Annotated in this window: 9 protein-coding genes and 3 pseudogenes; 1 reads left to right on the top strand and 11 read right to left on the bottom strand. The window is 37.2% G+C overall.

Going from position 1 to position 12547, the window contains the following annotated elements; genetic code table 11:
• Positions 1 to 88: 88 nt before the first annotated feature.
• The 8 genes and pseudogenes from JN080_RS23215 to JN080_RS29985 form a co-directional block, all read right to left on the bottom strand.
• A complete protein-coding gene (locus JN080_RS23215) occupies positions 89 to 853 on the bottom strand; it encodes a cobalamin-binding protein (protein ID WP_256238357.1) in 765 nt (254 codons plus the stop codon).
• A 75-nt stretch (positions 854 to 928) separates the two neighbouring features.
• On the bottom strand, positions 929 to 1561 hold the full coding sequence (locus tag JN080_RS23210) for a branched-chain amino acid aminotransferase (protein WP_256238356.1): 633 nt from the start codon (positions 1559 to 1561) through the stop codon (positions 929 to 931).
• 47 nt (positions 1562 to 1608) lie between these two features.
• Positions 1609 to 2826 carry a DEAD/DEAH box helicase gene (locus tag JN080_RS23205; protein WP_256238355.1) on the bottom strand — a complete coding sequence of 406 codons (1218 nt, stop codon included), beginning with the start codon at positions 2824 to 2826 and terminating at the stop codon, positions 1609 to 1611.
• Between the two features lie 374 nt (positions 2827 to 3200).
• Entirely contained in the window at positions 3201 to 4715 is a 1515-nt protein-coding gene (gene scpC / locus JN080_RS23200) for a succinyl-CoA:acetate CoA-transferase ScpC (RefSeq protein WP_256238354.1), read from the bottom strand.
• 126 nt (positions 4716 to 4841) lie between these two features.
• The gene (locus JN080_RS23195; protein WP_256238353.1) at positions 4842 to 5486 is read right to left on the bottom strand and encodes a LytTR family DNA-binding domain-containing protein; all 645 of its coding nucleotides are present in this window, start codon (positions 5484 to 5486) and stop codon (positions 4842 to 4844) included.
• Between the two features lie 205 nt (positions 5487 to 5691).
• On the bottom strand, positions 5692 to 6141 hold the full coding sequence (locus JN080_RS23190) for a DUF2935 domain-containing protein (protein ID WP_256238351.1): 450 nt from the start codon (positions 6139 to 6141) through the stop codon (positions 5692 to 5694).
• Between the two features lie 107 nt (positions 6142 to 6248).
• A pseudogene (locus tag JN080_RS29990) lies at positions 6249 to 6475 on the bottom strand (D-alanyl-D-alanine carboxypeptidase); the annotation flags it as partial.
• A gap of 35 nt (positions 6476 to 6510) precedes the next feature.
• Positions 6511 to 6723 (bottom strand): annotated as a pseudogene (locus JN080_RS29985) (AAA family ATPase); the annotation flags it as partial.
• A 53-nt stretch (positions 6724 to 6776) separates the two neighbouring features.
• On the opposite strand from JN080_RS29985, the pseudogene JN080_RS23180 reads away from it, so the two are divergent.
• Positions 6777 to 7544 (top strand): annotated as a pseudogene (locus JN080_RS23180) (IS3 family transposase).
• Between the two features lie 241 nt (positions 7545 to 7785).
• On the opposite strand, the gene JN080_RS23175 reads toward JN080_RS23180, so the two are convergent.
• The 3 genes from JN080_RS23175 to JN080_RS23165 form a co-directional block, all read right to left on the bottom strand.
• Positions 7786 to 8637 (bottom strand): D-alanyl-D-alanine carboxypeptidase family protein, encoded by an 852-nt coding sequence (locus JN080_RS23175; RefSeq protein WP_256238350.1) that lies wholly within the window; start codon positions 8635 to 8637, stop codon positions 7786 to 7788.
• A 1434-nt stretch (positions 8638 to 10071) separates the two neighbouring features.
• Complete coding sequence (locus JN080_RS23170; protein ID WP_256238349.1) at positions 10072 to 10341, bottom strand: hypothetical protein; 270 nt, start codon at positions 10339 to 10341, stop codon at positions 10072 to 10074.
• 361 nt (positions 10342 to 10702) lie between these two features.
• Entirely contained in the window at positions 10703 to 12448 is a 1746-nt protein-coding gene (locus JN080_RS23165; protein ID WP_256238347.1) for a GMC family oxidoreductase, read from the bottom strand.
• Between the last annotated feature and the right edge of the window lie 99 nt (positions 12449 to 12547).

The following is a 12547-nucleotide window of genomic DNA, read 5'->3' as shown; positions in this document are numbered from 1 at the left end:
CTTTAAGACATTAAAAGTATTGGTGGGTCTCTTTGAATCAAAATGGTATGTTAAACCAACTCCTGCAGCCTCCTAAGCCATAATCGCGCTAGTGAATTAGGCGAGCAAGCTTTTCAAGACCATCCAGCAGTCTTGGTGATGGCCGGCAAAAAAGTTCTTCCTCAAGAATCAATATTTTCTCATCATTTAATTCGGTAAGCAATTCAAAGTCTGGACGCTTCTTCACCATGCTCTTCTGGATCTTTTCTCTTCTTACACCAACCCAAGCGAGGCAAATAAAATCCGGCTTTCGATTTACTATATCCTGCCATTCTGTTTGAACACTTGCCAATTCAACATCAGCAAAGAGATTTTGTGCTCCGGCAGCTTCTGATATTTCGGTTAGCCAATTTAATTTTCCTGGGGTAAAAATAGGCTTCGGCCACCATTCCCAATAGATGGATGGCTTAAATTCTTTATTCCCCCATTTTTCTCTTAGACTTTCAAGCCTAGCACGAAACTTGCTAGCTGCCTCCAAACCGCTCTCCTTGTTTTGAAGGGCCTCAGCTGTTCTGATCAAATCCGTTTCAATATCTTTCAAAGACTGTGGATTTAAAACGAGATGAGGAATTCCTCGCTCTTTTAAAGCAACAACGTTTTTTTCCATACCGGGAACACTTAAAGAGGCAAGGACTAGATCTGGTTTTAATTGCTCAACCATCTCCATATTAATTGATAAATCCGCGCCTAACCGTGGTAGGTTTGTAATCGACTTTGGCCAATCAGAATAATCATCGATTCCAACAAGTTGATTCGATAATCCCAAGTAGTCAATTAGTTCTGTATTGCTTGGACAAATGGAGATCACTCTCACTATCTCACCTAATCTCTTTTAAATTTTTAAAAATAATCATCCCTTATGTATATGTCATTAGTAATGATTTACTTATTAATGGTTACTTTCTACTTGATCAACAAGGTTAAATAAGAACCGATAGATCATCAGGAATGTTTCACCTACTGATAGCTCATTTTTGAAACCTGCTACATAGTTTAGCGTAAAATTTAAATCCCATAAGCCATCATCATGATTAAACACCAAATCAAATTTGGGTTCCTCTCCTGATAAGAAACGATTCAACTGCTCTCTTAAGACGGTTTCATATTTCTTCTGAAGTTTTAATCCCAACATGACATCATAGGTTCCAAAGACATCATCTGCCTCAAGGGAAATAGCATCTACCCCAATCAAATCAAGCCATTCAGATTCAAAATAAATAAACTCATTCTTATGCTTTTTTAGAAATTCAAGCGGCTGTTTTAAAAAGTCAGATTCCTCTTTAGAAATCATTTCCTCGGTTTCTTTATCGCATCGTTCTATGTAGGCATTTGAAAGCCGTAAATCAGCGTTTTTTTCAACAAAAGAGATTTTTTCTTGCACATCTTCGGGAATCAATTGATGGATTATACTATAATTTAATTCCTCATTAAAGAGTTCAACCTTTACGTTATCCTTTTTCTGTAGCGTTTGTTGCTCCTCTATCCGTTTTGTTAAATCTTGAATGATTCTGTCTTTTAACATTTGTGATGTCTCCTCCTTTATCATTTCTAGTAACCCTGCACTGCCAATTATTTTCTTCTCCTTTTCACTGGAGCTGTTTTGAAAGAATTTCTTCCAGTATTTGATCCTTGGCCTTTATGTGTAATAGGTTTATCTTCTGGGTTTTGGCTTGTTTTCACTAGATTTTGTTTTGGTATTGTTATGTTCAGTTCTTTTTCAATTATAGCAAGAAAAGCGTGGTCTTTTGAAGAATAGAGTGTTATGGCGATGCCTCTTGTCCCTGCACGCCCTGTTCTCCCAATCCGATGAATATAACTTTCTGAGTCTTGAGGTATATCATAATTATATACATGTGTAACGCCTTCTACATCTAGACCTCTTGCTGCTACATCCGTCGCAATCAGTAATTGAATCTCTGCATCTCGAAAACGCTTCATGACCCTTTCTCTCTTTGCTTGTGATAGATCACCATGTAATTCATCACAATTAAATCCATTGGATTTAAGCGCATCATAAAGCTTGCTCACTCTTCGCTTTGTTCGGCAAAAAATAACTGCTAAAAAGGGCCGATGGGTTTCAATTAATTCGATAAGAGTTGCTTGTTTAGCACGATCGGTTGTAAGGTATGCCATCTGCTTCACATTTTCCGCAGGGCCTTGAACTTTTTCAATTTGGATATATTCTGGATTAAGCATATATTTATGTGCTATTTCTCTAATTTCAGCTGGAATCGTAGCCGAAAACAGCAGAGATTGCCTGTTTGAAGGGGTTTCCTTAATGATTTGTTCAACTTCATTTAAAAAACCAATATGGAGCATTTGATCTGCTTCATCAAGAATAAGACAGTTTATCTGTGAGAGTTGTAATGTTCCTCTTCTGATATGGTCCAACAAACGTCCAGGTGTTCCAACGACAATCTGAACATTTCTCCTTAACTTTTTCAATTGCTTTTCTACGTCTTGCCCCCCATAAGCAGCCAAAACGTGGATTCCATCCAAATTCATGATCAATTTTTCAATTTCCTCTTTAATTTGCAAAGCTAATTCCCTTGTAGGAGTAACAATTAATGTAGAGGGATGGCTAGTATTTGGATTGATTTTTCCGAGAATTGGCAGAATAAACGCAAGTGTTTTACCTGTTCCAGTTTGGGCCTGTGCGATGATATCTTTTCCTGCCATTATCGAAGGAATGGCTCGTTCCTGGACGGGGGTTGGTGTGACAACACCGTAAGTACTCAACGTTTTTGCTAAAACTTTTGATACACCCAATGATACAAAATCAGGCAAAAAAATCCCTTCTTTCTTTTTTAACTTACTTTCATAAGAGTTGCATCCTGCCCTAATATTGAGTGTTTATCTTTAAAATAGCAAATATTCTTTTGGATTAGATTTTGTAAAGAACAAAAGCGCAAGCGCCCGTTTAGCGGCGTATGGCCTAGAGCACTTCGACTGAGATAAAGGAAACACGGAGAGCGATAGCGATCCGATGTTGACTTATCGAAGGGAGATGAGCGAAGGACACTAGCCGCTGGGCGCTGGAGCTGGACGAGTCTCACTCAGTAAAAAGTTATCCACAGTGACCAAATCTATAGTTTCCTAAAACATGGAAAAAACCTTACCCACTTTGGATAAGGTCATGTTTGTTGTTTGATTTTAAAAAATTAATTTTGTTGTAAAACCTTTTGAAGCATTGTTCCGTTTTTTGCAAAATTGATATGCCAGGAAAAAGCTTTTTCGAGGATGTGTGGAGTTTGTCCCCCGCTTTGCAAAGCTTCTTCGTAATACTCTCTTAATTGGTCACGATACATTGGATGAGCGCAATTTTCAATGATAAGCTTCACGCGTTCTCTTGGTGCTAATCCACGTAGATCCGCATATCCTTGTTCCGTAACAATTACATCGACGTCATGTTCTGTATGGTCAATGTGAGAAGCAAATGGAACAATACTTGAGATTTTTCCATCCTTTGCAATTGATTTGGTGACAAAAATGCCAAGACGTGCATTTCTTGCAAAGTCACCAGAGCCTCCGATTCCATTCATCATTTTTGTCCCGAGAACATGTGTTGAATTAACATTACCATAAATATCTATTTCAAGTGCAGTATTAATCGAAATTAATCCCATGCGGCGGATTAGTTCCGGATGGTTTGAAATTTCTTGTGGTCTTAAAATTAACCGATCACGATATTTATTAAAATTTGCGTAGAAATGTTTCATTTTTTCTTCAGATAGAGTTAAGGAACAACTGGAAGCAAATTTAACTTTTCCGGCATCAAACAAATCAAATACAGCATCCTGAAGAACTTCTGAATACACTTCTAAATCCGTAAATTCCGAATCTAGAAAACCATGAAATACTGCATTTGCGACTGAACCTATTCCTGATTGCAATGGAGCAAGTGAATTCGTTAATCTGCCGGCCTTTATTTCTCCTCGCAAAAATTCAATTAAATGCTGGGCCATGATCACTGTTTCACTATCAGGTGGAACGATTGTAGACGGAGAATCCGCTTGTTTTGTAAAGATTACTCCTTTTACTTTGTCAAGGTCCAATGGAATTCCAATCGTTCCAATTCGATCAGATGGCTTTGTCAATGGAATCGGTGTACGCTGACCTTGTGGAGCTGGAGCATAACAATCGTGGATTCCTTCTAATTCCATTGGCTGAGCTAAGTTTATTTCAACAATTACATTTTTGGCATTTTGCGCAAATACCATTGAATTTCCGACTGAAGTTGTTGGAATCAACTGACCATCTTCAGTGATCGCTACAGCTTCAATAATGGCGAAGTCAACGGGATCTATGACATTGTTTCTGATCCATTCGGCTGTATGTGATAAATGTTGATCAGAAAAATACATTTCTCCTGCATTTATAGATTTTCTCATCGAAGGTTCTGCTTGGAAAGGCAGGCGCTTGTTAATGATTCCAGCCTCAGCAAACAATTTATCAACGTCTGAACCCATAGAAGCCCCAGTATACACATTAACTTTAAATTTTTCAGTTTTAGCACGATCTATGAGTGCGTAAGGTACTGCCTTGGCATCTCCCGATTTAGTAAATCCACTTAAACCTATTGTATTACCATCTTGTATCCAACTGGCTGCTTCCTCAGGTGTAACAACACGATCAAAAAGTTGTTTGTTTCGTAAACGTTGTAATTTATCTTCCACTATCCATCCCTCTTTCTACCCCTTTTGTCATATTGTAAGCGATTTCACTGCCGAAAAAGTAGATTTTGGATAGAATTAGCAAAAATAACGACGAATCAGAAAATACCATGTATAAAATAGGAAAGTTCAGAATAAAAGCAATTTTCGAAAATAGGAAGAATACGATTGACTAACAGGGACTTTCGTATTATTTTTCATAACAAGAATAAAGGTTGAATGGGTATCTGGATAAATTTCTTTAATGTAATGGACATTAACAATAAAGGACCGATGACAGCGCACAAAAAAATCTTTCGGAAGAAAATATTCAAACTCATTCAACGTATATCTATGTGTACCAATTGTTTCTTTACCAAAAACGTAGGTTTTCCGATCCCTTGCTTCAATATAAATAACATCTGAAAATGGAATCGGTACCCACCCATCATTTAGTTTAACTGTCACAACGGATTTCGCATCTGCTAGTGCGGGAAATATGGCTGTGATGCAGCCTTTCATTTTTCCTTCATGATAATAAGGAACAGCTATTCCGTGGTATGGAACCCCAAGAACATCTCGAGTTATAAATTCAGAAACCTTCTGTTTGCTTGTTAGGGCCTTATATGTAATCGTTCCTTCTTTTACCGGATCACCAGGTTTAATTTTTAAATCAATTCGTTTACTTGAATGATAGTAAATATATTCGGTTTCGTTTGAAACAGCAAAGGAAGTTTCATCTGATAGTAATTCACTAATAACATTTAGAAGGGAATCAACTGTTAAAAGTTCCATAGTAAAGCTCCTTCCATGACGGATTGGGCTGATAGCAAAAAAGCTCCATTAGATTTTTCTCAATTAACATCGCTAACAATAGACTATCTTTTTCTATTATATAGACAAATGGTCTACTTTTGGTAATTTTTTAGACAAAATAGTACAAAAAATGAATAATTTCGCAAAAAAAGGAGGCAAGATTTTCTTGCCTCCTTTACCAGTATTATTGCGATGAATCATTACTACTTGCACTGCTGGATAACAAAGCTTGAGAAATTCCGGTAAAATATTCTGATTCACGGATGATATGGTTTATAACCACTTTGGCAGTTGGGTTTTGGCTTACAGCACTACTTTGTGTTTTAATTTGTTCACATAATTGAATGAATGACTGGCTCTGTTGTAAACAAAATGAAACCAATTGAATAACCTGATGATACAATTCGTTCGGTACATACTCTCCTAAACGGACAACTGATTCTATAAAACGAATAATCTGTTGATGTGTTTGTCCAAGGGCCGTTTCCCACTGCTTTAGTGCATCAACAAATGTTTGTTCAAGGTTTGACACTAGCTCGCGAATGACAACAGTATGTTCTTCTTCCTGATGCTTCCAAAACTCAGCTTCATCCAAAATTCGTAAAGGCATTTGAATTCCATAGTAAAATTGCACAAACATTCCCCCCTAATTCACTTCCACTTCCCTTCAATCTTATGGGTGAGAAAAGAAAGTTATGCACCTTGTCCAATCGGAACTGAGTTAAAAGCAGCGAAGTCCTGTTATTGATTGGCTAAAATAGTTACAATTTTATCTTCAATTTTTTTCCATTGTCTTCATCAGTAGGTTATTTAACAAGATAGAAAAAATAAGCCTTTGACACTTTTCGTGTCAACATAACCAGAAAGCGACCTACCGTGGAAATGGTTCCAGTTTTTGCTTTAACTTTTCCCCGAACAGTCGGTTCTTTAAGACGGTTTCGTAATGTTCCGCCATACATTTTTTCTGTTTCTGGAAGAATACATTGTGGGTCAAAATGATTAACTGTTTATTATTAGTGTGCTTATCTTCACGAATTTCGTCTATAAGTTTCCTTATCAAACAACTGACAATAAAAAGAATATCACTGTCTAAACTTGAGATGGGATCATCTATCACTATTACCTTATCAACAGTGATCTGTTTTGTGCTATTACTTCCCTTAATAAGGTGATAAAAATATAAAAACGTAATAAAGGTTTTTTCACCTTCACTCAAAGTGGCCTCCGCATCTCTCCCATCCCCACGTATGATTTTGTAATTCCCTTTACCTGAATCAGCAAGCTTTAAAAGTGAAAGAAAGAGTTTCAGAGGATGATATTACTTCTGATATTATTGAGATTTTCCAGGCGAGTCGTCAAAACTATGGGACTCGTAAAATAAAGTTCGAATTAAAAAAGCAAGGGAAAATCGTCTCTAGACGACGAATTGATCGTATTATGAATGAACAAGGCCTTGTCTCCTCCTACACAGTCGCTCAGTTCAAGCCACATGCAAAAACGTGTAACGAATCAGCCCAGGCTAATGAACTGGACCGTGAGTTTAAACAGGACGAGCAGTTAAAGCAATTGTTAGTGATTTGACATATGTAAGAGTTGATAAAAAATGGCATTATATATGTGTATTTGTTGACCTCTTTAATTGAGAAATCATTGGGTACAGCACCGGTCCGAATAAAGATGCCTTACTGGTTTATCGGGCTCTCGCCTCTATTAAGGCAGACCTCCATAAGATCCAGCTTTTCCATACAGACCGTGGAAATGAGTTTAAAAACAAACTGATTGATGAAGCCCTAGAGACTTTTAAGATAAAACGTTCCCTCGTATGAAAGGATGCCATATGATAATGCAGTAGCTGAAGCCACGTTCAAAATCATTAAAACAGCGTTTGTCATAGGACCTTCCTTTGATTCACTGGAAGATCTGACACGTGAGTTACATGATTATATACATTGGTTTAATCTTCTTCGTATTCACGGTACGCTAGACTATTTAAGCGCGATTGAATACAAACTTACACACCTTAAAAAAGTTGTCTAGTTTGGTGTTGACAATCCAACCATTTGTAAACATAATATATGGGCTCTTTACTTAACTCAGATTCATCTGGAACAGCAGTTAATTTTATCCTATTCATACCAATAACGATTTTCAATTTACTCACCTCAACATTGATTGACTAAATCAAATGTAATGGATTTCCAATGTGTTAACAAGAAAAAATGAATATAAAAAAACGAGCAAATTTTTGTGCTCGCAAAGTTTTTCTTATTCATATTCACTAATTATCTTCGGAATCAGTTTCAGGGGCTTTCATATGAGCAAATGAATAGTTTGCCATGGTTTGAATATCGTTAAATCGAGACTTTTCATCCGACTTCATCACAACACAAATGATCTCTTTATTGTCCTTCATTAAATATTGTACAAGCGTATATTGAGCTGCATCTGTATACCCTGTTTTACTAGCAATGACATTATTTCTGCAATACTTTATATTCCGATTAATGATGTTCTTTTCTTGTATGCTTGTTTTAATGAATGCTGCTTGTGTGGACATGTCCTCTAAAACTTTTGGGTGTTTCAACGCTTCTTTTGCGATGAGGGCCATATCATAAGGGGTTGTATAATGTTCGGGGTCGGTCAGCCCACTTGCGGTAACAAAATGGGTGTTTTTAAGCCCCAATTTTTTCACTTTTTGATTCATAAGTTTTGCAAATCTCTCTTCGCTTCCAGTTACGTTTTCAGCAATTGCAACGGCCACATCATTGGCACTTAACAATAACAGAGCTTTCATAGCATCTTCCTTAGAAATCATTTCTCCAACTGCCAGCCCATAACAGACACATTCTTGATTGGCAGCATTTAAACTAGCCGTTAACTTTTCCCCATCTTTTATTCGCTCATCTAAAATAATGGCCGTTAATACTTTAGTCATACTCGCAGGATAGGCTTTTGAATTGGCATTTTTGTTGTATAAAATCTCGCCACTTTTGGCGTCTATAGCGACTCCAAATTCCCCCTTAATTTGCGGGACCCATTCTTCTGCCATACCGACCTGTATTGTTACCATTCCATTCAATAAAAAAACGACTAACAGTGTTGTTACAACAACTTTCATATTCTTTGGCATGTTGTACCTCCAGTTTTTTAAACCTTAATTCATCCTCTAATGGAAGTAAATTACCTAATGTGGTATTCATCAATTTATCCATTTTATTTTGCTCAATACAGTTAGAATTACTTCCTAAATGTGTGTTTACGTTCACAAAAAATTTGAGATAAATAACAAGAGCATCGGTTTTACTTGAACCAATGCTCCTTATATAAATTTCCCTGATTTTTTGCTAACTTAATATATTTTATATCCTTCAACCGAATTCATTTTTTGAATAAGCTCCCGTTTGTTTAAGTAGAACCCTTCACAAATTTTTTGTTCAAAAAGAAATAGCTACCCATAATGGCACTAGCTCTCTTCAACTCTTGCACCTGGAGGTAAAACAATGTAAAAAACTCAAAACCATTTAGTCTTAAATAAATTTATCTTCTGTTCCTAATACATCTGTATTTGGGGGTTCATATCCCATCCGGCGCAACATAGCTACAATTTGCCATTCCAAATTTCGTACGCTCTTGCAAAGTCTCTCCTAACTCGTTCAAAGTCTAACAAATATTTTAGAAATGCCTGCGTCATTTATGTTTTTGGTTATTAGGGGATTTCTGTTGTTTAGGAAGTTTATAATAAGATTTTTATACTTCCAACTTTATAGCCTTTATTCTTGACGTTTTTTATTCGATCATATTTAGATTCCTTCTTTTTTTTCAACAAAAACGTTCCCTCCAGTGTATATTTTAGTACTTGTACACCATATTTAATGAAAAATAAAATAAGAAGGTGACTCTAATACCCAAAGAAAAGATGACGAAATCGGCTGCTTTTGTTTTTTGTTTTTTCCTTTTGCCTTGGTAGGAACTCGAATCTATTTGAGGCAATAATAAATGGAAATGAATGAATCTATAACAGTGAGAAGAACAAAGCAACTTAGGACCCCTTAGTAAGATCCATAGAAAACCTAGGAATGAATATGGGCAGATTGGAAGCTTTTTTGCTTCCTTACTGTCCATTATCCTACTTTGCCGATTTTGTTTGCCTTATGCCCGCTCTTCACGTGATAATTAGCGCATTCATTATTGAAAAGATCTAAGAAGGCTCCCTTTCGTCCGATCCTAAAGCGAACATGGCAAGAGGGCATCGAGCAGCCCTTTGCCCTTAGGCGTCATAATAATCTCCGTAAGCGTAATTCTTCCATATTGCCGTTTTCCCAAAATCTCGTTTGAAAAGAAGTGTTAGAGCTTGATCGACGACCACGACCAGTTGATCTGGATCTTCTGGAACTTCTAGAACTTCTGGAACTGCTGGAACGGCGGGATCTTGAACTTCTGCTGCGACGGAAACTTCTAGATCGACTTCTGCTTGAACGACTTCGGCTCGAACGACTTCTTGAACTCCGGCTAAAATGATGGCTTGATCTACTCCTTGAATGACTTCTACGCGATCTAAATATAATCAACAAACGTGAACGACGGCTCGAACTTCGACTTGAACGGCTCCTGCGGGATTGACGTGACCTTCTGTATCTGCTGTAGGAACTACGTGATCTTCTAGCACTACTCCGAGAACGACTACTGCTGCTTGCTCTTCTAGATCTACTCCGAGAACGGCTACTGCTGCTTGATCTTCTAGATCTACTCCGGGAACGGCTACTGCTGCTTGCTCTTCGAGACCGACTGGTTCTATTGTAAAAAGGTTCTTGGTATAGGTAATCGTATAATCCATTTTCAGTCATCGTGTCAACTGCACTTTGGATTTCATCTCCTTGATAGGGAAACATTAAGTAAACACCCCTTATATTCTAAGAAAAGGTTTTGACTGGATTCAATAACATGCTCTTTATTCAAAATACGTTTTAAATAACATTTTGATTAGACAAACACCCTTTCCGGAAAATATAAGTATGAACAAGAGGATTCGGAAAATATTCTGATCGCACAGGAGTTACGGAAACGTGTAACCAAGCAAATAACTGGGCCAAACGCTTTAAAATTGAAAGCTAGACTAGTTGAATTTCTCAATTCTATAGAAGAACTATAAAAAAAAAGCATGGTATCCATAGTAGCCATGCTTTTTCCTGTTCTTTCTATCTATTTGTTGTTGGGTAATCCTCAAATTCATCATCATCAACTACAAAAGCGTGAGGATTAGTTTGAATAAATTTTACAGCATTTAAACCGATCATCTGAGCAGGCATGGACGTGTTACCGTCTGGTAATATAGGGGCAATGGAGAGATCAGCAACTTTAAGATTTTTGGTACCAAAGACATTTAGAAATCCGTCAACAACTCCTTCTTCAATATTCCTTCCCATTTTACATTGCCCTCCAAAATGGTCGAAATTCGCATAATATGCCTTGGCATATGCAGCAAGTTGGTTTCGTTTTTCTACTTCATTCGGTAGATTGAATATATTTTCAGGAGGGAATACAACCTTATAAATACCGCCTGGATCCAGTTCACGGGCCTTCATCATAATTTTGAACGTTTCAATGTAATGATCCACTAAAAAGTTTAAGTCATCCGGATTTTCAAGTGGATTAAACGTAACCGAAGGATAAGCCTCGGGATCGCTGTGTGCTACCGTTATCGTACCCTTGCTTTTAGGGTTTAGATCAATAATCGCTATACTCATTATATTGCTAGGTTTTACTGGATCAAACTTCCAATTATTAATAAACACTTCCTGGACTGGGAGAAACAGTGGTACTGGAACGCCCACTAATTGAAGACGGCGACCTGCTCCAGTTTCTTTTTTGAAAGCACCGATTGTAATTGGCTGGTTAGGATCAGCATCCAATACCTGTTGAAGTCGTTTTGTTTCTACTTCTACTCCCATTCCAACAAAATGATGAGCCTGAAAGTTATGACCAACATTGGGGCTTTCCACCAATGTTGTTATCCCTGCTTCTGCTAAATCGGTCGATTTTCCGATTCCTGAACGTTGCAGAATGACCGAGGAGAAATTACCAGCAGAGACAATGATTCCTTTTCGGGCAAAAACGATTTGAGACACTCCATCTTTCACATATTCTACACCAACAACAATTTGAACCCCATTTCTTTCTTTAAAAAGAATTTTATTCACTGTTGTTTTTGCAAAAATGACTAATTTTCTATTACCAACGCCAAACTCATACGGATTTAACTGATTTCCGTGGGTTAGAATATTACTATTTAAATACCCGGTTGCCGTTGATGAACGGACAAACATCCCGTCCACTTCTTTTTGGGTAAATTGTGATTTGAAAAATGTACAATCGCTTACGCCTGTATTATAATCTTCGACAATTGGTATTCCTAAAATAGTTGAGGTAGCTTCTGCTAAAGTTTGTATTAGTCCATTATTCGGAATGATTTGTTGTCTAACAAAAATCGGACCTTTTTTTCCCCTTTCGATTGAGCTTTGTGTCGTTCCAGTATAAGCCTCATTTTTTTTAAATAAAGAACGAATATTATCATACCTCCATTGCTTTCCTCCGATTTCAGCCCACGCATCATAAAGGTCTCGGCTGCCACGAACTGCATACATAGTATTATATTGTGAGCTTCCCCCTAATACTCTGCCACCTGTTAATCTAAGCTGCCGTCCAATGGCTGGCTCCTCTTGAGAAAGTATATTATATGAAAACTTATTATAGGCAGCAAAAATGGTTGCTGTCTCAAGAGAAGGGCTGATTAGTTCATTCGTCATATTTGTTCCTGCATCAAGTACGAGTAAGGAAGTTTTTTTGTCATCTGTTAATTCCTTAGCGATTACCCCTCCAGCTGTTCCAGCACCAATGACTATATAATCAAATATAACTTTAACAATGCCCTGTTTTTTACCCAAAAATATCAAACTCCTTTCATACAACAGCTTATGAAAGTCCAAGATAATGGAGATTAATCAATTTGTAATAAATTGTGTCTTATTGCACTGACCTGCCAT

It is taken from the genome of Bacillus sp. EB600 (genome assembly GCF_024494385.1).
Lineage (GTDB): Bacteria > Bacillota > Bacilli > Bacillales > Cytobacillaceae > JAEVLT01.
Note: the sequence above shows the minus strand (reverse complement) of the source record. Positions and strands in the feature narration are given on the sequence as shown.